At 35.1% G+C, this 24905-nt stretch carries 26 protein-coding genes, 1 other RNA gene and 2 riboswitches; of the genes, 19 read left to right on the top strand and 8 right to left on the bottom strand.

The window, feature by feature from the left end; translation table 11 throughout:
• Positions 1-15: 15 nt before the first annotated feature.
• Both A9C19_RS13465 and A9C19_RS13460 read left to right on the top strand, forming a co-directional pair.
• Entirely contained in the window at positions 16-1896 is a 1881-nt protein-coding gene (locus tag A9C19_RS13465; RefSeq protein WP_072580427.1) for a sensor histidine kinase, read from the top strand.
• 71 nt (positions 1897-1967) lie between these two features.
• On the top strand, positions 1968-2891 hold the full coding sequence (locus A9C19_RS13460; protein ID WP_072580426.1) for a response regulator: 924 nt from the start codon (positions 1968-1970) through the stop codon (positions 2889-2891).
• Positions 2892-3369: 478 nt separating this feature from the next.
• On the opposite strand, the gene A9C19_RS13455 is transcribed toward A9C19_RS13460, so the two are convergent.
• Complete coding sequence (locus A9C19_RS13455) at positions 3370-3846, bottom strand: GNAT family N-acetyltransferase (protein WP_072580425.1); 477 nt, start codon at positions 3844-3846, stop codon at positions 3370-3372.
• 110 nt (positions 3847-3956) lie between these two features.
• Between A9C19_RS13455 and A9C19_RS13450 the strand changes: the two genes are divergently transcribed.
• The 10 genes from A9C19_RS13450 to A9C19_RS13410 all read left to right on the top strand — a co-directional run bounded on the left by A9C19_RS13450 (position 3957) and on the right by A9C19_RS13410 (position 11334).
• The gene (locus A9C19_RS13450; protein ID WP_083584378.1) at positions 3957-4196 is read left to right on the top strand and encodes a hypothetical protein; all 240 of its coding nucleotides are present in this window, start codon (positions 3957-3959) and stop codon (positions 4194-4196) included.
• Positions 4197-4223: 27 nt separating this feature from the next.
• A complete protein-coding gene (locus A9C19_RS13445) occupies positions 4224-4406 on the top strand; it encodes a hypothetical protein (RefSeq protein ID WP_072580424.1) in 183 nt (60 codons plus the stop codon).
• A gap of 3 nt (positions 4407-4409) precedes the next feature.
• Positions 4410-4841 carry a VOC family protein gene (locus A9C19_RS13440; protein WP_072580423.1) on the top strand — a complete coding sequence of 144 codons (432 nt, stop codon included), beginning with the start codon at positions 4410-4412 and terminating at the stop codon, positions 4839-4841.
• Positions 4842-4862: 21 nt separating this feature from the next.
• Complete coding sequence (locus A9C19_RS13435) at positions 4863-5360, top strand: GNAT family N-acetyltransferase (protein ID WP_072580422.1); 498 nt, start codon at positions 4863-4865, stop codon at positions 5358-5360.
• 169 nt (positions 5361-5529) lie between these two features.
• Positions 5530-5661, top strand: coding sequence for a hypothetical protein (locus A9C19_RS22460; protein ID WP_267888723.1), 132 nt, complete (start codon positions 5530-5532; stop codon positions 5659-5661).
• Between the two features lie 26 nt (positions 5662-5687).
• On the top strand, positions 5688-6161 hold the full coding sequence (locus A9C19_RS13430; protein ID WP_072580421.1) for a GNAT family N-acetyltransferase: 474 nt from the start codon (positions 5688-5690) through the stop codon (positions 6159-6161).
• 509 nt (positions 6162-6670) lie between these two features.
• Positions 6671-7744 carry a GGDEF domain-containing protein gene (locus A9C19_RS13425; RefSeq protein WP_072580420.1) on the top strand — a complete coding sequence of 358 codons (1074 nt, stop codon included), beginning with the start codon at positions 6671-6673 and terminating at the stop codon, positions 7742-7744.
• Positions 7745-8229: 485 nt separating this feature from the next.
• Positions 8230-9225: an NADPH:quinone oxidoreductase family protein gene (locus A9C19_RS13420; protein ID WP_072580419.1), complete on the top strand. Its 996-nt coding sequence runs from the start codon at positions 8230-8232 to the stop codon at positions 9223-9225.
• A 177-nt stretch (positions 9226-9402) separates the two neighbouring features.
• Positions 9403-10242 (top strand): STAS domain-containing protein, encoded by an 840-nt coding sequence (locus tag A9C19_RS13415; RefSeq protein WP_338022829.1) that lies wholly within the window; start codon positions 9403-9405, stop codon positions 10240-10242.
• 462 nt (positions 10243-10704) lie between these two features.
• Complete coding sequence (locus A9C19_RS13410; RefSeq protein ID WP_072580417.1) at positions 10705-11334, top strand: PRC-barrel domain-containing protein; 630 nt, start codon at positions 10705-10707, stop codon at positions 11332-11334.
• A gap of 208 nt (positions 11335-11542) precedes the next feature.
• Here the strand turns inward: A9C19_RS13410 and A9C19_RS13405 are convergent, their stop codons facing one another.
• Both A9C19_RS13405 and A9C19_RS13400 read right to left on the bottom strand, forming a co-directional pair.
• The gene (locus tag A9C19_RS13405) at positions 11543-12229 is read right to left on the bottom strand and encodes a glycosyltransferase family 2 protein (RefSeq protein ID WP_072580416.1); all 687 of its coding nucleotides are present in this window, start codon (positions 12227-12229) and stop codon (positions 11543-11545) included.
• 22 nt (positions 12230-12251) lie between these two features.
• Positions 12252-13493, bottom strand: coding sequence for a glycosyltransferase family 2 protein (locus A9C19_RS13400; RefSeq protein ID WP_072580415.1), 1242 nt, complete (start codon positions 13491-13493; stop codon positions 12252-12254).
• Between the two features lie 213 nt (positions 13494-13706).
• A riboswitch (purine riboswitch) is annotated at positions 13707-13808 on the top strand.
• A 50-nt stretch (positions 13809-13858) separates the two neighbouring features.
• Between A9C19_RS13400 and ade the strand changes: the two genes are divergently transcribed.
• The 3 genes from ade to A9C19_RS13385 all read left to right on the top strand — a co-directional run bounded on the left by ade (position 13859) and on the right by A9C19_RS13385 (position 17631).
• Positions 13859-15583, top strand: coding sequence for an adenine deaminase (gene ade / locus A9C19_RS13395; protein ID WP_072580414.1), 1725 nt, complete (start codon positions 13859-13861; stop codon positions 15581-15583).
• 223 nt (positions 15584-15806) lie between these two features.
• Positions 15807-16325 (top strand): sigma-70 family RNA polymerase sigma factor, encoded by a 519-nt coding sequence (locus tag A9C19_RS13390; protein ID WP_083584377.1) that lies wholly within the window; start codon positions 15807-15809, stop codon positions 16323-16325.
• On the top strand, positions 16318-17631 hold the full coding sequence (locus A9C19_RS13385; protein ID WP_072580412.1) for a DUF4179 domain-containing protein: 1314 nt from the start codon (positions 16318-16320) through the stop codon (positions 17629-17631). The genes A9C19_RS13390 and A9C19_RS13385 overlap by 8 nt, the downstream gene beginning before the upstream one ends.
• 96 nt (positions 17632-17727) lie before the next feature.
• Here the strand turns inward: A9C19_RS13385 and A9C19_RS13380 are convergent, their stop codons facing one another.
• Positions 17728-18279: a DUF3231 family protein gene (locus tag A9C19_RS13380; RefSeq protein WP_072580411.1), complete on the bottom strand. Its 552-nt coding sequence runs from the start codon at positions 18277-18279 to the stop codon at positions 17728-17730.
• Positions 18280-18315: 36 nt separating this feature from the next.
• On the bottom strand, positions 18316-18450 hold the full coding sequence (locus A9C19_RS22455; RefSeq protein WP_267888722.1) for a hypothetical protein: 135 nt from the start codon (positions 18448-18450) through the stop codon (positions 18316-18318).
• A 147-nt stretch (positions 18451-18597) separates the two neighbouring features.
• Between A9C19_RS22455 and A9C19_RS13375 the strand changes: the two genes are divergently transcribed.
• Entirely contained in the window at positions 18598-18948 is a 351-nt protein-coding gene (locus A9C19_RS13375; RefSeq protein WP_072580410.1) for a DUF4181 domain-containing protein, read from the top strand.
• Between the two features lie 602 nt (positions 18949-19550).
• Here A9C19_RS13375 and A9C19_RS13365 read toward each other — a convergent pair.
• The gene (locus A9C19_RS13365; RefSeq protein WP_072580408.1) at positions 19551-19742 is read right to left on the bottom strand and encodes an alpha/beta-type small acid-soluble spore protein; all 192 of its coding nucleotides are present in this window, start codon (positions 19740-19742) and stop codon (positions 19551-19553) included.
• A 212-nt stretch (positions 19743-19954) separates the two neighbouring features.
• Here A9C19_RS13365 and A9C19_RS13360 point away from each other — a divergent pair, with 212 nt between their 5' ends.
• Together A9C19_RS13360 and ssrS are read left to right on the top strand one after the other, a co-directional pair.
• The gene (locus A9C19_RS13360) at positions 19955-21151 is read left to right on the top strand and encodes an alanyl-tRNA editing protein (protein WP_072581890.1); all 1197 of its coding nucleotides are present in this window, start codon (positions 19955-19957) and stop codon (positions 21149-21151) included.
• A 61-nt stretch (positions 21152-21212) separates the two neighbouring features.
• Positions 21213-21400, top strand: a non-coding RNA gene (gene ssrS / locus A9C19_RS13355) — 6S RNA.
• A 160-nt stretch (positions 21401-21560) separates the two neighbouring features.
• Here ssrS and A9C19_RS13350 read toward each other — a convergent pair.
• Positions 21561-22409, bottom strand: a complete 849-nt coding sequence (locus A9C19_RS13350; protein WP_072581889.1) for a VanW family protein — start codon at positions 22407-22409, stop codon at positions 21561-21563.
• Between the two features lie 99 nt (positions 22410-22508).
• Positions 22509-23351, bottom strand: a complete 843-nt coding sequence (locus A9C19_RS13345) for a hypothetical protein (RefSeq protein WP_145925796.1) — start codon at positions 23349-23351, stop codon at positions 22509-22511.
• A 325-nt stretch (positions 23352-23676) separates the two neighbouring features.
• On the opposite strand from A9C19_RS13345, the gene A9C19_RS13340 reads away from it, so the two are divergent.
• Positions 23677-24648, top strand: a complete 972-nt coding sequence (locus A9C19_RS13340; protein WP_072580407.1) for a bile acid:sodium symporter family protein — start codon at positions 23677-23679, stop codon at positions 24646-24648.
• A 67-nt stretch (positions 24649-24715) separates the two neighbouring features.
• Positions 24716-24818: riboswitch (TPP riboswitch) on the top strand.
• Positions 24819-24905: the final 87 nt, after the last annotated feature.

Below are 24905 nucleotides of genomic sequence, written 5' to 3'. Positions count from 1 at the left end.
CAAGGAGGTAGGAAGTTGAAACCGAGTTTTTCAAAAAAAATGAGGTATTTACTTGTATTAATAGTAGGATTTATTTCTTTATATTTTTTAAGTCAACCTGTTAGTTTTGTAAGGACTAATCCAGAAAATCCTTTAGCTGAAAATGGTGTATTACATTTAGAAGAATGGGATTTTGAGGAGGCTGGAGTAATTCGTTTAGATGGATACTGGAAATATGTAGATGGGGAACTCCTTCAAGTGGATGAGATTATAAATAATCCAAAAGCAGAAATCATTGATGTTCCGAGCTTTATTAAAGGACGGGGGATGGGAACCTATTATTTAGAAGTGAAGCTTCCGCAAAATAAAGCTGATTTTCCGAGAATACTAGGGATTAAGACAGAAAGTATTCGAATGGCACATACTCTATATATTAATGATCAAAAAATCTCTTCGAGTGGAACCATATCAACAGAAAATCAACGAGGTAGTGCTGGAAATACACCTTATGCGGCTTATTTTGAACCAAAAGAAGATCAACTAGAAATTCTTATTCATGTTGAAAATCAAACCTTTGTGGATATGGGTATAGGTGAAAGTATCTACCTAGGAACCTCTAATGATATCTCACTCTTGGATAATCTAACCTTTAGTATTCATATTGGCTTGTGTATGGTTCTGTTGCTCTTTAGTATGTATCATCTAACTCTTTATATCTTGAGAGGATGTGGAGGTGGTAAGTTTATCTTATTCTCAGCCATTTACTTCTTTGTCTTAATGGTAAGTATATTATTTGGTGGAGATAAGATTCTCTTGCAAGTCTATCCTGATTTACCTTTTACATTTGCTTATAAAATAAAAGATTTATTTGGATTTGGCTCAGTTCTCTTTTTTATATTATCTATGAGAGAATTGGAAAGGAAATTAATCTCTAATTGGATGGTTGTTACCTTAGTTAGCCCACTTCTCCTATATATGGTTGTCATTATTTTCACACCATATCCTTATTATAGCTTATTTATCCATCTAGCATGGACAATAGCAATAGTTATTCTCCTTGTTATTATTAGTAGGCTTTTCTATTTTGTATTTAAAGGTATTTCTAGGATAAAAAGAAATGAGTTAATAACCCTTATAATAGCTTTTAGTTTTATTATTCTTTTCCTAGTTTTAGAAGTTGTAGATTCCGCTTTATCTCTAGGATATACTCACGAATATGGTATGGTAGGTTTTCTTATTTTCTTCATTATTCTATTGGCGATAAAAATGTCTAACTTAATGACATCATTAGAGGAAGTCCAAAAAGAAGCAAATCATAATGAATTGGCTTATCTGAATTTACAAATAAAACCACATTTTTTATATAATTCATTAAGTACGATTATTTCCCTTTGTTATTCTAATCCACATAAAGCGGCAACCTTAGTTCAAAATATGACGATTTATTTAAGGCTAATACTTGAAAATAATCAAAAAGGGTTGATGATTCCTTTAGAAAAAGAAATAAAACTCATTAAAGCCTATGTTGAAATTGAGAAAACAAGATTACCTTATCTTCAAGTTGAATTCTGTATAGATGAAGGTGTCGAAAAGGAATATATTCCATCTTTGCTCATTCAACCAATGGTGGAAAATGCAATTAGACACGGAATTTTCAAAAAAGGAAAAGCTGGTAAAGTCCAGGTTTGCATCATGAAAGATGAGACGTCCATTTCTATAAAAGTTGAAGATGATGGCATAGGGATTGATCGAAGTACAATAACTCATCTTCTTAATCATAATCAAGAGGACAAAGGGTTTGGAATCCGTAATATCCAAAACCGTTTAGAAAAGATGCACGGAGCAATATTCTCCATTCACTCCGAGGTAAATAGAGGTACAAAGGTCTTGATAAAGTGGCCAATAAGAAAAGAGTAGATATGCCATTTGAAAATGTACTAGATGAATAAATGAACGAAAGATAATGAAATTGAAGGTGAAAAACAGTCATGCTTAAAACAGTCATTATAGAAGATGAACCCCATATTTTAGAAATGATGAGGTATTATCTTAATCAACTAGATCACTATAACATTGTTGGTATGTATACAGATTCTACAAAGGCATTAAAGGAAATACCACTCTTACATCCAGATGTATTATTTATTGATATTGAGATGCCCGGAATAAATGGAATGGAATTAGCAGGGAAAATTAAGAATGAGGCTAATCAAATTGTGTTTACTACAGCCTACAGTCAATATGCTGTGGAGGCATTTCGAGTAGAAGCTAGCGATTATTTGTTAAAGCCAGTGACATTAGAAGATTTGAACGAACTAGCACCGAGATTAACGACAAGAAAACAGCAGCAGCTCCAAGCCTTATCAAGTATGATTCCTTTAGTGACGATAAAATGCTTTGGGTCATTTCAAGTTATTAATGAGTCAAATAAGCTTGTTAAATGGCCAACAAAGAAGACAGAAGAATTATTTGCCTACTTATTAACAAAAAAAGAAGAGATTATTAGTAAATGGGAATTAGCAGACGTTTTATGGCCTGATAAAGATGGTGAAAGAGCTGTTCATAACGTCCACAATACCATATATCGAATGAAAAAAACGCTTAATGAGTACAATCTCCCAATCTCCATACATTCCATGAATCAGGCCTATTATTTAGAGGTTGAAGAGACCGCAAATGTAGATCTGTATGAGTTTGAACAGCTTTCTACTGGAAATAAGTTGTCTATAGAAGTCTCAGAAAGATTAAAGGAGATCTATCAAGGCGGGCTTTTTCAAAATAAAGATTATCCATGGTCAGCCCTTATTACACGAACATATGAGATGACGCATGAAAAATGTGTAGAAATCTTACTTAAGTATTATAAGGAGATTGATCAGGAAAAGATGAAGCTTTTAGAATTATCTATTTAGGAAAATAAATGTTAAAAATCTGTGGAATATTCTGTTAACTGGATGTATGATGAAGGTAAGGTGAAATTCAGAAGTACTCACATCATTGGCCCTATTTTCTTATTGTAATAGTAATGGTTAGTGTTGCTAGTTATTTCAAACCGAAGGCTTCTTTCTTTTAGGATCTTTTCTTAAATTGCTATTTAGTCATCATTCATTCCTATACCAAGGTTAGGAAGAATGATAAGAACTGCTCTCCCTATACAAACAGAATCCCCTTTTACCTGGGGGAAAACCGGGATTTGGTTCTTTTAGGAAGTCCCTAATAATCTATCCGAAAACAGCCTTCTTTTAAGCGAATACATGATAGAAAGAGACTAGGATTGTGAGCACTTATGCATAAGATGTAATAAATGACTCTGTTGAAGGATAGAGATGGATAAAGTGAACAGGAAAGGCTTTGTATCATTGTTCTTGTTCACTTATTGTATAGGAACCTTTAAAGCGTTAGATGTAAAATATGCTGAGGGCCTTTTAGTCCTTCGTACACTTCCCCTAGGTCTTTAAAGCCACTTGATAGATAAAGAGACTTAGCGGCAATGTTTCTTTTATTTACACCGAGAACAACTTCATTTATCTCTGTAAATTGTTCATTGAGAAAGGCTGGTAGTAAGCGTAAGCTTTTTTTAGCAAAGCCCTTACCTTGATCCTCAAAGTTGATTGAGAATGCTGTAAGGAGTTTTGCTTTCTTATTGGTTGTATATCTATCGCGTTTTTCTCCCTCTTCAAGAGAGAAAAATCCTACTGGTTTCTCATCAGCGAGGATGATCATGTGGCTAATCTCACTTGAATTAGCTGTATTGTTTAGTTTTTGTAGAGGTAAAGCCGTGAATATGACTTGATCCTCTGGTAAAGAAAAGCTTGAAAGCTCATGTAAGTAGGATTCATTGTAGCTTATTATTTGAATATTGCACATATCAATTGATCATCTCCCTTAATACGTAATACGTACAGTTTAGTCTATCTGAAAACTAAAAAACAATCATAATTTTTCATGAATAGATAAATAAATAGGGAGGATTGTAAGTGGTCATGAAATATCTAGGTATATTTTTTTTACTATTATTTAGTAGCTTTTTACTTTTTATTCTTATTGGGATGTTTGTTATGGGTGGGGGAGATCCAGCTGAGGAAGTTATCATCATTATGGGAACTATACTTATCTTTTTAATGTCGTTTCTCATTACACAAATGATTTATATCACCGACATACTTATGAAGAGGAATGGAACATGTAATAGAAACGAATCTTACAATGACAAATAGTCTTTAAATAGCCAGGAGGTTAATCACATGATTTGGATATACTTTTTATTACCATTAGCAATTGTTTGTGGAGTCGTCTTGTTCTTTGGCAGAAAAACAGGGATGTCTTCTCTTGACGAAAATATTCAATCTGAACTATTAAATGAGGTCTTGAATCAAAATGGTGCTAACCAACAGAGTGGTCATGGTGATCATTCGGGGGGATTTTGAGAAATGAACAGAGTGAATATTATAACGTTAGGAGTAGAAGATCTCCAGAAATCTTTTCATTTTTATCGAGATGGTCTTGGCTTTAAAACGAGTATACGAGAAAGTAATCCTAGTATTGTGTTTTTTCAGAATGCTGGAACGAGGCTAGCTCTATATCCGATAGAGCACTTATCAAAAGATAGTCATGCTAAACAACCTCCTAAGAGAAGTGGATTTCCAGGTTTTACTCTAGCATATAATGCTACGTCTGCTCAGGAAGTGGATGAGGTATTGAACAAGGCTGAAAAAACGGGCGGGATCATTCAAAAATCTCCACACTCTACTTTTTGGGGTGGATATAGTGGTTACTTCTCAGACCCTGACGGCTACTATTGGGAAGTAGCATATTCAGAAGGCTGGCGTTTTGACCACAATGAAATGCTCATTATCGAGTGAAAATAAAAGGTGAAAGATATCGTGAATATAAGAGAAATCAATCCTTCAGATACAAGGGCATTTACAACATTACTTAAAGAGGTAGATGAGAGCTCAGCCTATATGCTTTGGGAACCCGGTGAGAGAAATCTTGATGAAGCGCTTCATTTGAAGAGAATAAAAGAAATGAATACTATAGACCAATCTATTATTTTCGTTGCGGAGCTACAAAATGAGCTAATTGGGTATTTACTTGCCATTGGAGGAAATGCTAAGCGAAACAGACATTCCGCTTATCTAGTAATAGGTATAAAGGAGAATTATAGAGGTAAAGGTATCGGAACACAATTATTAAAAAATGTAGAAATCTGGGCGAGAAACAATCAAATGACACGTCTTGAACTAACGGTTGTGACAAAAAATGAAGTAGCCTTAACACTTTATAAGAAACATGGCTTTAAAATAGAAGGAACAAAACGGAATTCTCTCTACATATCAGGGCATCATTATGATGAATATTATATGGGGAAATTATTATGAATTTTTATCAACGATATGATGATAATGAAGGCATGACCTTATACGTAGTTTTAGTTCTCATCCATGCCCTCACGTATGGAAAAAGTCAGTGGGTAGCAAAGAAGAAAGAGCATCTATACAAAAGAATAATCGCTCGGAGTAGAATTTTTTAACTAGGAGATGTTACATAATGCTTATTATTGTTCTACTAATAATTGTGTTTATAAGTATATTATCGATTGAAGGCAAGATGAGAAAATCTATTGAAAAACAGGAAGAAATGATTGAACTATTAAAACAAATGAATAATAAGCAAACCTAATTTTAGTAGAAAAAGTGGAGGTTTCAATGGTAACCATTCGATCGGTAACCGGAGCTGACTTTAACCTCATATCACCTTTATTGAATGATTGGTGGGGAGGAAGGCAGATGTCTGATATGCTACCAAGATTATTTTTTATACATTTTCAAGAAACAAGTTTTATTGCAGAGGAGAATGGGGAAATCGTAGGATTCTTAATTGGGTTCTTTTCTCAAAGTCATAGGCAGGAAGCGTATATTCATTTTGTAGGTGTAAATCCTCTAGTGCGAAAAAAGAATATTGGACGGACTCTTTATCATTGTTTTTTTGAGAAAGGAAAGGAAAAAGGGATTACTACGGTTCGTGCGATTACATCTCCTGTTAATAAATCGTCGATAGCTTTTCATAAGAAAATGGGATTTGATATGGCTAGAGGGGACAAGGTTGTTGATGGAGTATTTGTATTTTCGCATTATGATGGGTTGAGTCAAGATAGAGTCTTGTTTGCGAAAAAAATATAAATCATTTTTTACTGGAGTTTAAGAGGTGTATTCTACATGGATTCATTCAGCTTATGATTAGTATGATCACTATAATGGTCTTTATATGAAAATAGTAGCACTTAGGCTATACGTGTCTATCTTGGTCAGTGCTTTTATTCTGGAATTCAATCAACTAATGTTACCACTTGGCTTTGTTTTGCTTCTCGTATTCTCTAAAAAAATTTTGCACGAAACAAAAAAGTGATTGTTGCCGATAGATAAGAGGATGTGAATGTTCGCATCTTTTTTATATAAAAAAGTTTTGTAAAAGTGATCCAATTTTCAACTTCATACGTTAAGTATGTATAGGGTACTACATAATGAATTTGTTAAAAGTATTGAACAGAATGTAAGTTAAATCAACCACACACTATCTTTCTTTATGTTTGTATTATTTATCCAATAGGAGCCTTTGATACGTGTGGTATAATAGTCTAATCATAGAGGCATATGTGTTGATAGATTAATGGAAAAGGAATAGAATTTCAATGAAGAAAAATCACTTTTTGTTAACTGATTATCGTACTGAACAAATATTCTCATTGCTTAGATGGATCTTTTTATTACTAGCTTTTCTTATTTTTAATTTTCGACCTATTGCAGAAATTGCAAAATTTAACGTCCAAACCTTTAACTATTTATTGATTTTTGGCATTATCTACATGATTTGTTCACAAGTTGCTCTAGCAAAAGTGAGTCATGATCATAAAATCTTTACATCTATCATGAAGGCTGGGATTCTTTTTGATTATATCGCTTTGATGTGGCTCCTTATTCTTTCTGGTGGTGTAACTAGTCCATTATTTCCTATCTCATACTTAATTGTCATGCATGCTACGATTTATTGGGGCATAAAAGGGGCTGTTATTTCTTGTGTAGGAATGATCTTGAGTTATGTGGGTCTATTTATAGTAGACTACCCGTTACAACCGTTTTCTTTCTTCATCTTTATTCTAAATACAATGTTCCTATTTATTATTGGGTTCTTTGGTGCGTTAATTGTGAATAGAGAAAGGTATCATTATAGGTTACAAGGAAGATATAAAGACTTAATGATTCGCGACTATTTAACTGGTCTTTATAATCATCGCCACTTTCAAGATACTTTAAAACAAGCTTTCATGAATAAGAATACGACGAAGATGTCGGTTGTACTAGCAGATATCGATAATTTTAAACAGGTTAATGATCAGTATGGACATGTTACAGGTGATCAAGTATTAATGAAGATTGGAGAAATGCTGAAAAAAACAGTACCACCTTCAGTTGGTGATTGCTTTCGCTATGGGGGAGAAGAATTTGCCCTTGTTTTTTATACAGATGATAGGATCACAATAATGGCCTACCTGGATAGCATTTTTAAAGAATTAAATCAATTAACGTTTACAGATGATCAAACAACCTTTTCTGTAACAATGAGTATTGGGCTAGTTAAGGGGATTAATCGTTATGAATCTTCTTATACAGTAGTAAAGCAAGCGGATGAATTATTATATAAGGCAAAAAAGAATGGTAAAAATCAAGCATGCTTTGATTGCGGGGCCATAATAAAAGGTGTTTAATGTCTTGACCTAAGTGATAGGTCATTTTTTTTTGCTTCTTTTGAATAGCTTGGTTATTAAAATGGAATTCTTATGAGGTCACTATTTTATATGGGTCAGTTTTTCAGTTTTCGTACGATTGTAGCTTTTCTTCTTCTTTGTTGGCTTTTCCATACATAGGTTAAACATTCGATACTTGGGACTTTTAACTAACAACAATCTAAGCGAAAACGTTTTTAGAAAGTGAAATATCGGTTGATCTCCTTTGTGCAGGGAGTGTATTGCTCACTTATCAGAAGCTCTCGTGCAAGTGATAAGATATTTAATGACAACATTTAAGTAAATTGTTAAAGCTAAGGTATGCTCACAGCCCAGTTAAAAGTGATTCTTATATCAATTATTCTAAACAGGATTTTTAAGTGAAGAAACCGGAGTCACTTTAATTGACCGGTTTTAAATAATCATGCTAGTGTATAACAGATGTAACAAGCGAAGGAGGAATGACAATGAATGAACAGTTCCGTGCTTTAGTAGTTAACAAAACAGATAATGATTTTCAAGTAGGAATAAAAGAGGTTTCCTTTAACGATTTACCTGAGGGTGATGTGACGATAAAAGTACATTATTCGAGTGTGAATTACAAGGATGGACTTGCAAGTATTCCGAATGGACAGGTTGTACGAACATATCCTTTTATACCTGGTATTGATTTAGCAGGAGAGGTCGTTGAGTCTAAAGATTCAAGGTATGAAAAAGGAGATCAAGTGATTGTGACTAGCTATGAGCTAGGTGTTTCCCACTTTGGAGGGTATAGTGAATTTGCACGTGTACCGGGGGATTGGGTAGTACCTTTACCTGATGGCTTGACTTTGAAAGAAGCGATGATTATTGGGACTGCTGGTTTTACTGCAGCTTTATCTATCCATCAGCTTGAAAAAAATGGACTAGCTCCTTCTAATGGCTCTGTGCTTGTAACAGGAGCAACAGGCGGGGTTGGTAGCTTTGCTGTTTCCATGCTGGCAAAACGTGACTATCATGTTGTGGCAAGTACTGGTAAAAAATCAGAGCATGAGTATTTGAAAAAGTTGGGCGCGAAAGAAATTCTCTCTCGTGAAGAGGTACTGCCTGAGAAGAAAGGACCGATTGGTCAACAACGTTGGGCTGGAGCAGTAGATCCAGTAGGCGGTGAACAGTTAGCATCCATTCTAACTAATATTCAATACGGAGGATCTGTAGCTGTAAGTGGCTTAACAGGTGGCTCAGAAGTACCTACGACAGTTATTCCATTCATTCTTCGTTCAGTGAATTTATTGGGGATCGATTCGGTTTACTGTCCAAGAGAGCTCAGAATAGAATTATGGAATCGTCTTGCAACAGACTTAAAACCAAATTCTATTCAGGAGATTGGAAACGAAGTCACTTTAGAGGAATTACCACAGGTACTCCCGACTATCCTACAAGGTATGGTAAGAGGGAGAACGGTTGTGAAAGTTAGCCAATAAAACGCAAAGTATAAACGTCAACCTCTGTAAGAAGGTGCCTGGCCCTCAGTGCTTTAAAGTGCTGGGGGACAGGCACCTTTTAGCATCTTAAAGCTTTCTTTTACTCTTGAAATATAGTAAGTTAGGATTTAGGTAGTAGCACTAATCCATTAATTAATTATTTTGTGAGAAAGCAGGATGAACATGGAAGCGAATAAACGATTATATCAGTATATGTTTAATCAGACATGGGAATTAACGGAAGAATGGTATAACTCTTTGGATAAAAGCGACCCAACAGGCATATATTCAACGAACGATCCTAAGGTTATTCAATATCTTAAAGAAGAAAATCATGAGTTTCATAAGCGCTTTTGCTTGCTGTTTTTAGAAAATGATCGAGATGCGCTTGAGAATTTTCAAGATTGGATTACAGGAATTGCAAAGGATGACAATCATCTAAAAACACCAATTCATTACATATTCCGTGAATTTTTCAGAACACAGGAGCAATATTTAATCCATTTTCAACGTTTTGTTACAGAATTTGGAGAAGAATTCTCTGAAGAAATAATTAATGATTGGAGAAACTTAATCATCCATGCATTTTCTCTTGTGATGACAAAGTTCTCCGAAGAGCATGATAAATATTCACAAATGAGACTTATAGCGCAACAGGAAATGATAAAGGAGTTGAGTTCTCCAGTTATTTCATTAAATAAAAGTACGGCTGTGTTGCCGTTAGTTGGTGACATTGATACGGATCGTGCTAGATATATTATGGAGAACACACTTTCTCAATGTGCTAAGAAGAATATTGAACACCTATTTATCGATCTTTCTGGTGTGGTGATGATTGACACGATGGTTGCTCAACAAATTTTTCAAATTATTGAAAGCTTAGGCTTACTGGGTGTGCAAACGACTTTATCAGGTATTCGCCCTGAAATCGCACAAACAGCCATTCAACTTGGCATTTCGTTTGAAAAAGTATCTATTACATCTACATTAGAAAAAGCAATTGAAAATGCGAACTAATAAATTAAAGGGCTAGCAACTATGCGAAGCCCTTTTGCTGTACGCTTATGTAAATTACTCCTGAATTAATTCACGTTAGCTGTCTCCACCAATCCTTTTCAAACATTCTCGGCCTTTTCCTTCTGGAAACGTCTTATAAGCGATTCTTCTAAAAGACTTTGTTGCTAGTAAGTATTCATTTTAAAGACATTCAAAAAAAGAGCTGCTCTCCCTTTATAAACAGAGGATCATGTACTTTTTTGTTTTTTAAGAAAGAAACAAACATGAGAAAACAGCCTTTCAATACAAAGAAAGACCTACTCTCTAATGTAACTTTTGAGTGAAATTTTAAAAGTAAGAATAGAATGGCACATATATGCCCAAACATTCATATAAAAATACAGTTACCTATGTAGAGTGTTTTTCATTTGCCAATGGTGAACGTGTTTTTATCTGTATTATTATAAAATGGAGGGCTAAAAAATGAAAAAGGCTAAAGAATTGTTACATTTACCGGTTATATGTATAGCTAACGGAAAACAACTGGGGATTATTAAAGACTTGTTAATTAATCCTGACGAAAGTTCGGTTAATTATTTAATTATCGGGCAGGACGATTGGCAAGTTCAATTTAAAGCATTGTCGTATGATGAGATTACCGGAGTGGGTGAATTCGCCGTTATGGTTGAAAACCAAGCTTCGATTCTAGGATTAGACGATATTCCTTATTTAAATAAAATGGTTTCTTTAATTGGTTCACAGGTAATCACAACAGGTGGGGAGCATTCGGGTACCATTTCTGATTATTTTTTTAATTTAGAGGACGGAAAGCTAGAAAGCTTACTTATTCAATCAGCAAACAATAAACTCTTGTTGCCAATTGAAAATGTGTTATTCCTTGGTAAAGAACGTGTTATCACAAATAATTCTTTGGCACAAATGGAAACAGAGTTAGAGGCAGAGGAACAAGTTGAAGAGATTACAGGAAATAAAAATCCTAAAAAAGAAGCGTTAAAAAATTTATTAAATGATCTAATTCAGAATGAACTTCCAAAGTTAGGGAGAGTAAATAATGATACGGAACAAACCTCCACTAATGAATCAGAGGATTAACAAGGTTCATTGAATGCTGATATATTCTGGACTTATCAGGTACAGGTGAATGTTGTTCGCAGATAACAGTATTCCTAGTGTAGGTAAAGTTAGACCTAAAGCTATAAATGGGAAGTCCATTGAGACACAAATGATGACAATGTACGAACATTAACTAGTCATTTGTGTCTTATTTCATAAGCAGGTGTTCTCTAATAAGAGAAAGCTGTTAAGTAAGATGGGGAAGAAAAGACTTGAAATCATCTGTATAAGTAACGACCTCCCCCCATGTGAGAAAATCCTCGTCAGTGATTTGCCATGTGTGATTTTCTCTATCATATCGTATGGCAACAAAATCATCTTTAAATGTTGTGAATATTTTATAACCTTTCTTTTTGCAGTCTACAATAAAATAGTAGTCTTCTGCTCTTGTTCTTTTTTGGAATTGAACGTTGTTGAATACTTCTTTTCTAAAAATAAGAGTAGCTCCTGAAACAGAATCATCAAACGTATTTTCTTTGTTTTGAATACGCATTAGTGCTTTCTGATTTGAAAAATATACGTAATAAGAACTTTTACCAAGAATGGAGATCTCTTTATTTTTAAATGCTTCCATGGAATTTGAAAGATACTTCGGTCCGTAATAGTCATCATCATCAAATTTAGCAATATAATCATATTGAGCCTTCAATATACCGAAATTAAGACAATCCCCTAATGTGGCTCCCTCATGGAGTTGAAATACTCGAACATTTGGATATTTCTCTGCCTTTTCCTGCCATAGTCTAAGGTTCATCTTATCTTTATTTAGGATAATAATTAGTTCTTTTTCATTCCATAGCTGTTGGTCATAATTATTAAAAATATTTTCCAAGAATTTCTCCCGGATGGTACTGGTGATAATGGATACTTTCATCTGGCTCTCCTCCACTTTGGTTTTAACTGGAAATGATTTTTCCAATGAATGCAGCTAACTTGTTGTAACTATTTAACTTTTTCAGTTTACTCAGCTCTTGTATCAGATCATTCCTCTGTTTTTCAGTAAATCCCGCTGCACCTAAAATATTGATATGCATACAGTCTATTTTTAACAATAAAACAATCGTTACAAGAATTTGGATGAATAGTGTATTAAACACTAAGTATTCCTCTAAATGGTTTTCCAGCAAAGATCGATATTCAATGAGTATATCGTTCATTTCAATTAAACTTGCAAGTTGACTTAGCTCAATTCCTAAAAAAAGCACATCAATATCCGGATGTTTTGTTAGGAAAAGATAATAATTTTCGATTGCTTCATGCCACTTATCTGAACTGATAGGATGTTCTTGATGAAAGCTACTTACCTTGTCGCTTGCTATATAGACCGCACCCGAATGAAATAAGCGGTAGCCAAGTTCCCAATCCTCATAACCGTAAAGAACAAACTCTTCGTCAAATCCACCAACTTTATCTAAAAGATTCTTCCTCAATGAGACATTCCCAGTTAAAAAAGCCATCCAAGGGAAGGAGAATCCTTCTAATTCAGGACCGTATTGCTCTGGAATGAGGGTAAACCATGATGATTTTTCAAAGCTTACTATTTCGAAATCTCCATTATCAAAGTCTTGAAATGTAAGTAAAGGATATGCTTCTGTTAATGTGTTAAGCCATTGTGAAAAACGTAATGAAAGTTCTGAATCTTCCTTGATGATCTCCTTGATATCATGAAGTTGTTCTGGTTGAAAACTTGGATATATACATGAATATAATGCTTTACAGCGCATAGCTCCGGTAACTATTAAATTGTCTTTATGTTGATGATAGAAAAAATGATTACGAATAAAAGTTGGTTTTACATACATCTCAGCATCAAGAAAAATAATGATTTTCCCTATAGCATGTTGGATACCTAGATTTCGTATCTTAGCGCGACCGATATTTTTCTCACACCGAATATAGTAAAAGTGGAAGGCAGGATGATAGTTATTTAGTAGTGTAGGTGTTTGATCTGTGGATGCATCGTCTAATAAAAAAACTTCTACTTTTGAAAGGTCAAAGTGTTGTTTTTCAAGAGAATAGAGAGTAAACATATTTAAAGGGAATTTATTGTGGGATGGAATAATAATACTTATGTCAATCTCTTTGGAAGTCTGAGTGTTTCTTGTTTTAAAAGAATCATTAGTCATGTACGTGAACATATAACGAAAACAACCTTTCTCGATGTTGGAGGATGTGAAGTCAATAATATAGGATATAAAGATTGTTTAGCGATGTATAAGCAAGTAACCTTCCTAAAAGTAAAATGGTTATATGACTATCTCTGGGAAGGGAAAAAAGTGTGTGTTGATAATGTAACAAGGTAATTGACAGAGGGAATTTCACTCTATACAATGAGGAACAATATTTAACAATCTATAACTAGTCATTCGACTCATATAATAATGTGGAAATGGCCCAAAAGTTTCTACCAAACTACCGTAAATAGTTTAACTATGAGGATGATGGTGTTTCCTTTTAGGACTTTATAACTCCACCTTCCTCTCTTAAAAAGGAGGAGTTTTATTTGTATAAAAAAGAATGGATTGAATTTTATATTTCTGCTGCAGGTAAGGAAATACTTCCTGATTGTGTGATAAAAAATGGGAGAATTGTTGATGTATTTAATGGAGAAATCATTGAGAATGATGTAGCTATTCATAATGGAGTAATAGTAGGAATTGGAGAATATGAAGGGAAAGAAGTGATTGATGCAAAGGGGCAATACATTTGCCCAGGCTTAATTGATGCACACGTACACATTGAGTCATCACTTGTTTCACCTTCACAATTTGCTCAAGTGGTTCTCCCTCATGGAGTGACAAGTGTTATTACAGATCCGCATGAAATTGCCAATGTGGTTGGAGAAGAAGGTATTCGCTATATGATTGAGGACTCAGAGGATGTACCACTAGATATTTTCTTTATGCTCCCCTCTAGTGTTCCAGCTACAGCATTTGAAAACAACGGAGCGACATTAACAGCTGAGAATTTAAGCCCTTTTTTATCTCATAAAAGAGTGCTTGGTATAGCAGAGGTTATGGATTTTTCGGCTGTGAAAACGAGAGATGCAGAGATGATGAGGAAATTAAAGCTACCAGGATTAATTGATGGGCATGGAGCAGGACTTGTCACGGATGGTATTAATATTTATCGTGCCGCTGGAATTAGAACAGATCATGAAGCAACAACTGTAGAGGAAGCAAAGGAACGATTACAGCGAGGGATGTTTTTGCTTATTCGTGAAGGTACCGTAGCGAAGGATTTAAAAGCGCTTCTTCCAGCTGTAACGAGGTACAATATGTCTCGATGTATGTTTTGTACTGATGATAAGCATTTAGATGACTTGCTAAAAGAAGGTAGCATTGATCACAATGTTCGACTTGCCATTCAAGAGGGGATAGATCCAATCATGGCCATCTCGATGGGCTCATTAAATCCTGCTCTATGCTATGGGTTACATACTAAAGGTGCAATAGCTCCGGGGTATGAGGCTGATTTCTTTATGACTGATAGCTTACAAGATTTACATATTACTTCTGTCTATAAGGCGGGGAACCAAGTTGCTTCCAATGGAGAGTTTATAGGATCCATGCCTCATATAAGCTTCCCTGTGGCTGATAGTCTACAAAAAACAGTTCATATTGAAGAAGTAACAGAAAAACATTTAGAATTGAAGCTTACAACAAAACAAGCACATGTTATCGAAATTATTCCAAACAGCTTAATAACAAAAAAAATTATTGAAGAGTTCCCAGAACAGTCATCCGTATTTGAACCAAGCCTAGAGAGGGATTTATTAAAAATGGCCGTTATCGAACGACATCATTACACAGGAAATATCGGTTTAGGAATTGTGAAAGGTCTTCAATTGAAGGAAGGTGCCATTGCTACAACTATTGCTCATGATTCACATAATCTAGTTGTAGCAGGTACGAATGATGCGGATATGATACTAGCTATCAATACTCTAAAACGTATGCAGGGTGGTATTGTATACGTAGCTAAAGGGAAAATTCAAGCTTCCCTTGCATTATCAATTGGAGGACTATTTTCTAATCGACCTTTTCAAGAAGTCAATGAGGAGCTAGTAAAGGTGAAGGATGTGTTAAAAAAATTAGGCTTTTCGCCTGATTTTAACCCATTTTTAACCCTGTCGTTTTTAACATTACCGGTCATCCCAGAATTAAAGCTAACGGATAAGGGATTATTTGATATGATAACTTTCTCACACATACCAGTATATGTATAATGGAAGAAGGAGTAAGCAAGCTTTGCGCTTGCTTCTTTTTTGTTTCTGCTGCTTTTGTCCTTTGGAACCTTATCCGAGAGATCTTACATCTACATTCGCTTGGTTTCAGGGAGTGTTCAGGTAGTACAGTGATAAAAAAACTAGGAAGCTGTAACTTTTTAAAACTTTTTTTCGGTGTAAACAGTCTAATAAATAACAGCGGATGGTAAGGGGGGACTTTAAAATGGATATAGATATAGTGAAAAGAGCAATTAATGGGGAGAATGATGCGTTCCTAGACATTATCCACAGCTATAAGGTGGATCTATATAAAACAGCATATGCTTATCTGAAAAATGAAGATCAAGCATTGGAAGCGATACAGGAGGTAACCTTTCGTGCATATCAGGAAATTGGTAAGCTAAGAGAACCAGCTTATGTAAAAACCTGGATTATTAGAATGATGATGAATTACTGTGTGGACATATTAAAGAAAAACAGACGGTTGGTTGCTAGTGATGAGTTTCTAGATTGGCAAGGAGAGCTTGATGACTACTCCTTTCTTGAGATTGAAGAAGCAATGGGGAGAATTAATGAAAATGAAAGGCAGTTACTCCTCCTGAAATATTTTCATGATCTGAAAATAAAAGACATTGCTTTAATGCTGCAAGTACCTGAAGGAACAGTAAAAACACGGTTATATAAATCGTTAAAATCATTAAGAAGTCAAATAGAAGTGAAGGGAGAGTGGAAAAGTGTTTAATCCAGAGGAAGAAAAATTGATAGAATGGAAAAACAAATATGATGAGCTAGATATACCAATGGATAAAATTGATCAAGCTTTGATAGAAGGTTTTCAAAGGGCTACTCAGACACCTGAAAAGCAACTTGTAAAACGTAATAGAAAAACCTGGATATGGTCTAGTGTAGCTGCAGCCATTCTTTTCATAAGTCTATTAACTAGCATTCGTGTTTCTCCAACCTTCGCGAGCTATCTTTCCCATGTTCCTGGTATGGATAAGCTTGTTGAGCTCATTCAGGATGATAAAGGACTTCAATCTGCATTTGAACATGATTATGCACAGCATATTGGAGCGATTGATCAACAAGGAGATCTAAAGCTAACAGTAGAATCAGTGATAAAGGATACGGAAGGAATGTTTATTTTTTATTCCATTCAAACTAGTAATGATTTGGAAATGAAGGACATTGATATCAGGAAAGTAAAGCTTACGACTAAGAATGGAGATGAAATTGAGTACGATTCGTTATCCTATGGAAATCCTTCAGAGGGTAATATGGATTTAATTGAGTATTACTTAAGAAATCCGATTAGCGAAGAAGAATTTGTTTTAGATGTAGAAGCTATGATAAGCGGAGAAAAAGTTACATTTAATGTTCCCTTTACGGCGAAAAATCAAGTTGTAAAGCCAGTAATATTCCAACCAAATGAGACAGTCATGATCGAAAATCAAAAAATCACAGTAAAAGAAGTAACAATAACCCCGTTGCGAGTGGCCATTCATCTTAAGATGGATGAGAGTAACACGAAGCGACTTTTAAGCTTTGAGGATATTCGATTAGTAGACGAAAATGGAGAAGAATGGTCAAAGATTTCAAATGGGATTACTTCCTCAAATATTAGCAAGGATGAAGTGATACTTTATAGTCAGAGTAATTATTTTAAGGAACCTAAATCATTATCAATCGTCTTTAATAAAATTCAAGCTATTGATAAAGATCATGATTATGTCTTAGTGGATACCGCTCAAAAGAAAATTATCGAGCAGCCAAAAGGGGATTTATTATCAAACGTAGAGCTTGTAGGACGAGACTTATGGTTTACACTGAATACAAAAGAAGAATTTCATTTCAGTATTTTTGGAGAGGCTACAGATGCGAATGGTGAATTAATAGAAGGGACAGGTGGAATGATGGAAGGGCATGAAGGTGGATACCATAGGATTGGAATACACTTAAAAGATAGACAGCATGTAAACCCAATAAAAATAGATTTGAATTTTTATCCTTCTTGGATTGAAGGGGAGGCTCGAGTTGAGTTGAAGTAAGCAGGAAGTAAGCGTGAATTCTTTTTTGAATTCACGCGTTCTTTTGTAGAAGAGGTTTCTGCCATTTTTTATGTACATTTTCACCTCTGTCAAGCTTTAATGTTGAGTCGGCATGCCAGGTGGATAATAATAAGGTGGTACTTTAATCCAGCCTCTTTTTCTCATCGCGTCTTTTAACGACGTGCCAAATTTCATTTTTTCTAGCATACATTGTGTAAACATGGCTCCTACGTCATTCCGAATCGATTGACTTGCCGATGCTGCACAATGAGTAACAGCCGCTACCGTTTTAATACTAAGTCCGTTCATGATTTCATTATCGGTCATTTTTGTTCCTAATGGAACACCGGTAGGATCAGAATTTGGGCGCTGTTCACTTGTAGGTGGTAGATGAATTCCTTCCGTTTTCATAAATTGTTTAAATCTTTCTCCTTGTACATCACATTGCTTGAGGCTTTGCTTTAAAAGCTGACAGACCTCGTCATCTGACGTCGTATTTAAAGCGATTTGAATATAAATAGTTGCTTCGTCCATTAAAGCTAAATACATCCAACAACTCATGACCTCACCAACATGAAGTGGGTTTTTTGGTTCATTGTCTACTTTTATTTGCAAAAAATCCTTGACTGCTTCAAAAATTGTTGTCATACTTTGCACTCCATTCAAAGATCAATAATTACTAAATCAAAGCCTGTTGATTTTTTTATTAATTGTTACAACGTAACTAATGATGATTGAACTAAATATACTTGATAAAATCGCTCCGCCAACACTCAACCAAATGATTGAGAGTAGCTTTTCTTTTTCCCTTTTAAACATCCTGTATCCCCTTTTCTTTTTTTTCGTTAATCAACCTATGGTTAAAGTTAGTTTTTACATAGTTAAGAAATTTATGAATGAAAGTGAAAAAGATAATAGATGTGGATTCGGTTAAATGGTATATTTTAGGTATAGGGAGGGATGGTTATGTGGATTGTTTTTGTATTACTATTCTGTGGGATCGTTGAATTTATTATGAGAAGAAGATTAAAGATAAAAAATAGAGGCTTTTTTGGTAGATATGAATTCCATTCGATTAAATTGGAAAAAGCAGATCGAATTTTTTCATGGATTTTTATTTTATTGGTAATATTTGCGATACTATTTTCTTTTCCATTAACTGTTATGGTCTTTGGTTATTTGCTTATTACTACATTTATAAGAGGTATAGATGAATGGACATATGAGAGAAAAACGAAAGAATTTATGCTAACATGGAGTGCTTCTGGAGTCTTTTGCTTATTGTGTATTTATTATGCTTCTGACTTAATCAGGTAGTGCAGAAGGTGAATAAATATGCTGACATATATAAGAAGACATGACAAGCACCATTAGTACATTATAATCTATTGTTACACTTTTCAAGTGCTTGAGAAGCATGTTGAAGTATACCACTAAGTGTTTTTTAAATGTATCAATCAATCTAATGTATTGTTTTACACATCAGCTGGATATTTCGCATTATAGATGATATTGCTAGTTGTTATTATGCTAAAAGGTATAGTCATCAATTTTGAAAATGGGGTTTTGACATGGGAAAACTATGGTTTATAAACTTTATAGGGGTATTATTATCAATAATAGGTATAACTCAAATAGGAAGTGGTTCTTTTAATATATGTTTACTAGGTGGGTTAACAATCCAAATTATTACAACAGCAACCTATTATATTTTAAAATGTAAAACACAAAAAGCTAGCTCCAATAAATTGATTTGATTTTTAAAGAGCTTATTAAACGATGTGTAAAAAAGTTGAAAGATTGGAAAAAGCAGACCTTACAGAGTAAAAGGTCTGTTTTTGTATTGTGAAACCTTTTATTGCTTTTAAGAAAGCATCCATTACGTAAATACTCTAGCATAGTGTTAAATATAGACGACATTATTTAGGTAAGTGATTCTTCAACTGCTCCTCAGATTGCTTGATCATTTCCTTTACTATGTTGCCGCCAATTCTCCCTCCAATTTTGCCTGCTTGCTTAGAGGTTAACTCACCGTTGTTCCCCTCGTGAAGTGGAATGCCTAATTCATGTGCAATTTCAAATTTTCTTCTATGTTCCTGTTGGTTTGTCAAATTTTGACCCTCCTTTTAGATGGAAATAATGGTTCAAGTTAGTTTCTGTTTTACTTTTTCTTTTCATGTGGACTATTTGTTATCAATATGCCATTACTTTAGTTGTTTGGGTGTAGATAAGGCGTCAAGGAGGTTGTGTAATGTGAGTAATGACGCTATCTTTCTGTTATGCTATAGTTGGAGAAAATGGATGTAAGGTGAGTGGAGTGAGAATGACAACAACTAAATTGTATTATGAAGATGCCTATAAATCATCTTTTTCTACAAAGGTTATCCAAAAGAAGAAAGCAGATGATGGAAGACTTTTTATTTTATTGGAAGAAACAGCTTTTTACCCAACTGGAGGGGGGCAACCGTGTGATATAGGAACGATTAATGGGGTTAATGTAGTAGAGGTTGTGGAAGTAAATAGGGAGATTCGCCATTATGTTGAAGAATTTCCTGAGGATAATGATGTGTTCTGCGAAATAAATTGGACAAGACGATTTGATCATATGCAGCAACATGCAGGGCAACATATTTTATCCGCCGCTTTTGAAGATGTGTGGAGCTACAAAACAATCAGTTTTCATTTAGGGAAAGAAATCTGTACGATTGATCTTGAGGTTCCGAGTATTACTAACGAAGAGCTTGAAAAAGCAGAGCTAGCTGCAAATCGAATGATTTTGGCGAATCATCCTATTATAACGAAGTGGGTTTCACAGGAGGAGCTTTCTGGCTATAATTTGAGGAAAGAGCTTTCCGTTACTGACAACATTCGTTTAGTGATTATTCCTGATATTGATTACAATGGGTGTGGAGGAACACATCCTCATTCAACTGGACAGGTTTCTGGAGTGAAAATTCTAGGCTGGGAAAAGCAAAAGAAGCATATTCGGATACAATTTGTATGTGGTGCTAGAGTTCTCAATCAGCTTCAGGCTAAGCATGCTGTAATTGAAAAATTAACAGGTCTATTAAATGCTCCACAAGAAGAGATGATTCAGGCAACTGATAAAATGGTGAAGACTTCTATTGAGTTAGAAATGAAGGTAGAAGAGCTAACGAATCGACTTCTACAATATGAGGCAAAGGAATTAGTAGAAGAAAAGGATAACAAGGTCATTGCGAAAGTATTTGTTAGACGGGAGATCCAGGAGCTACAACAATTAGCAAGAGCGATCATACATAGTGAGAATGAAAACCGAACAGAAACAGTTATTATATTTGTTGTTGAACAAGAAGATAAGATCCAAATCGTTCTTGCGAGAACCGATAATATAGAAATGAATCTAAACGTTGCACTAAAAGAGGTTCTTGCATTGATAAATGGTAAAGGTGGCGGCAAGCCTTCTTTTGTTCAAGGTGGGGGAGAGAAGGAATTACCAGCAGATGAGATTGTGAGTAAATTAAAAGGTATGTTAGGATAGAAAATCAATGACTGGAAGAATTACCTATTGCATTAGACGAATGAATCTAGTATTATAACTATACAAGCTGCGCTGTACGCATTTTTTATAAAGTTTTAACCTTTAAGCTGAAATAGGGAGTTTTACATTGAGGACGGAATACCAAGCCTTCATTACGTAGAGGAAGGTATGAAATTCTCTGCAGACACCCACTTGTAGGAGTGTGGTTTAAAACTCTATAATCTACGATGCGGCAATCGCGGCACATACCTTTTAAATTGAAACCAGTTCCCTCTTAGGGATGCTGGTTTTTATTTTTGGTTTTTTTAGGTGCCAGGCCCCCACTCTGGTAAAGCGTTAAAATGTTCATGTGGTCGCAGATCGTGTGTTTACTTTCTTGCTTTAATGAGGTGGGGGACTGGCACCACTTCTATTCAAATGCATCGGAGGAGAAGATAGAAATGGAAAGGGTGCCATGGTAGATCTTTGATTGGATGAGGATTGGCTGGTTGTGTTGGTTTCTGAATGTAAAGTCAGGACCATACCAGCTAACGGTTGCATCACGATTTGGTGGGACGTAAGGGACAGAGCGGCTGTGTGAGTATCGTTCAATAATGTCCACCTTCGCGTAATCAACAGCATTAAATAGTGTGGACGATACTTGACAAATTCCACCTCCGATACCTTCAGATAGCTCGCCCTTTACAATAACCGGTGCTGGCAAATAACCTTTTTCTGTTGTACGCTTGCCAACAACTGAATTAAACGAAAAAATCTCTCCTGGAAAAACGACGTGGTTATTGATCGCTTGAGAGGCAAGTCGAATATTTTGAGAGCGTTGTTTATTGCGTGTATTGAAAGTGGTTGTATAATATCCAATCTGTTTTGTCCTAATACTTGATAGTAACTCACTGTCGACTCTAGGATGAAGCGTCTGTAAAGGGATCCTTAACGTTGCTGGGCCACCTGAAAAATATCGAGTGTATAGTAATTCAAGAAATTTCCTCTCATCTAAACGATAGCCAACCTCTTCACTGACTAGTTGATGCTGTTCATTAATATAGGCGTTGATAGGAGGTTTATAGGTTGAAGAATCGATGCTATCTAACAGTTCATCAACCTTACTATAATCAAGCATGACTTGATCACTAGGAAAAAGGGTGAGCTCGGATCTATGTAAAGATTTCACTTCCTTTTGATTATGAAGAATGGAGATATTTTCCGATAAATCGGTTGGTTGCACAGAGAACAAAAGGTACATAGCAAATAACAATTTCATCACGTACTCCACCTTTCCTTTCATTCTTCGCCTTCTATTTATGATTACATCCTTTATTGCTCTAAAAACAAGTTTGCTAAATGAAGGAGAAGCTGTTTCTTATGAATCAACTTCTCTTAAAAAGTCACTCAATGGATCAATTACAACTTTCCACTCACTTATTGGAGAGGTTCTTATAAGAAAAAAAGATAATGTAGTCTTACTTGGCCCGATTTCTTTCACATACATTTTAACCTCAACATCCAGCTTTCTTGTGAATTCGTTTACCTCTTGTGCATTGTCATCTATCGTCCATCGTATGGCCTCTATCTTATCTAGAGTTTGAAGCTGGTTATTAGCATCATATTCAGTAAGAACAACTTTTTTTAGCAATTCTTTGTCATTATTTTTCACTATTACAAAAAAAGCATCAAGAAGCTCGTGTGGTGAAAGATGGTTTACATACTCGTCAAATTTACCCGCAGCTTTTAAAATCATCACGTGATGAGAGGGGTCTGGTTTCCCAGAACCATGTGTCGTACTTCCGGGAAAATGAATACAAAAATGTCCTGAAAAGCCATTAGCTAATGCACCTGCACCGTGTGGCATTCCATGCATCGATGCGGGAATTAATTGATCATTTGCTACAATAAAGATTGCTCGCCTATGCCAACTCCATTTTCCTTGATAAATATTCTTCATGATATCTGTGTCCTGTTTGGTTAAAGGTTGAACGTCAGCGTGTCCACTTCCAGCACGTCTTTGGACGAGAAAGCTTTTACCTGAGTCCACATCAATGACAGGGAAAATGGACTGACGTGGAATTAGCTGATTGACGGTTTCCCAATCTTGAAAGTGGGGTTGAAAACTTATAGGATAGACAGAAGACGTAAAAGCATATGTACGTACGGAAATCGGAATCATCATAATAAATAAGATAAGTGTAATGAAAATTGGTTTCAATGTATTTGCCAGCTCCGTTACTTTTTTTATCAGATCAATTAATTTTCTAATAAGCATCCTTACTTAGGTTGTACTACTCTAAGGAAAATACAAAAGTAAAATAGTGGTATTTTTACTGTAAAGATGGTCTTCCCTGCTAGTTGAAAAAAACAATGCAAAAAGGTGGCTGCATAATAGGAATTAATAAAGGGGTTTTCGTTTTTGTTATTATGGAAGCAAAGCTACTGAGATCATGTATGATAAAATTAGTTCGAGTAGCATTTTTTCGGTACAACAATTTATTTATTACTTTACGAGATTGGTAATTAGATTAGGAGAATGTGAAATGCTCGAAGCTTTAAATCGGCGGCTAGAAAAATTCATGCCGTTTATCACCCCACTCAGTGTTGGTATAGGGGTTTTGTTTACTGAGCAACTTGTTGGTTACTCTTCTTTCATTCCATTTATTTTTGCGTTTATGACCTTTTCAGGGAGTTTAAGCTCAAGCTTTCGTTCCTTAACCTCAAGTCTAAAGCATCCGTTCCCTATAGTGGTTGTTTTACTATTACTACATGTTCTTATGCCTTTAATCGCTTGGTCAGTTGGTCAGGTTGTATTTCAAGATCAATTGACAATCACAGGACTTGTGCTTGCAAGTGTTATTCCAACTGGGATAACGAGTTTTATTTGGGTAACGATCTATAAAGGAAATATGGGTTTAGCTCTTTCTATCATTTTAATAGATACAATCTTATCTCCTTTATTAGTGCCATACGCACTTGCGTGTTTAGTAGGTGAAAAGGTTGAAATGAACATTTTGAGTATGATGATGGGACTATTATATATGGTGGTGATTCCGTCTTTATTTGGAATGATTATTCATTCAATAACAAAAGGGAAAAGTCGTATAGCTTCAAAAAAACTAGCCCCATTTTCTAAGGTAGCATTAGCTTCAGTCGTTATGATTAACGGGGCGGTTGTAGCGCCTTTCTTAAAAAGCGAAGGGGAGACATTACTGAAAATTATCATAACCGTATTTTTACTTGCTGCTTTAGGTTACATACTGGCTTGGCTTTTGGGTCACATATTCAAGAGAGATCGGGATACTAAGCTTGTGATGATGTTTACAGGAGGTATGCGAAATATTAGTGCTGGTGCCGTTATTGCTGTTCAATACTTTCCTGCACCAGTTGCTGTACCTGTTGTTGTGGGTATGCTCTTTCAGCAGGTGTTAGCGTCTCTTTTTGGATTTTTATTTAAAAAGCTAGAAGATGAAAAAGATCAATTAAAAGGGAAGCTTCTAAAAACAGATAACTAACTTAAAAGAATTTCAGTTATTGCCAAAAGAATCAGAGTATGTTAAAAATAAAATAACTTCATAACGTTTTCACCACTAGGGGAGCACTTTAGCTGAGAGAGACGATTAAGTCTTGACCCTTATTACCTGATCTAGATAATACTAGCGGAGGGAAGAGGTGTTTGAATGTACATTCGAGAAAATATCGTTTTTCTAGTAGACTACTATTTGTCTGTTCAAACCACTTCTTTTCCTTAAGAAGTGGTTTTTTTATGTCC

It is taken from the genome of Bacillus weihaiensis, from assembly GCF_001889165.1.
Lineage (GTDB): Bacteria > Bacillota > Bacilli > Bacillales > Bacillaceae > Metabacillus > Metabacillus weihaiensis.
The sequence above is the reverse complement of the archived record's forward strand: the minus strand, read 5'-3'. Positions and strand labels throughout refer to the sequence as shown.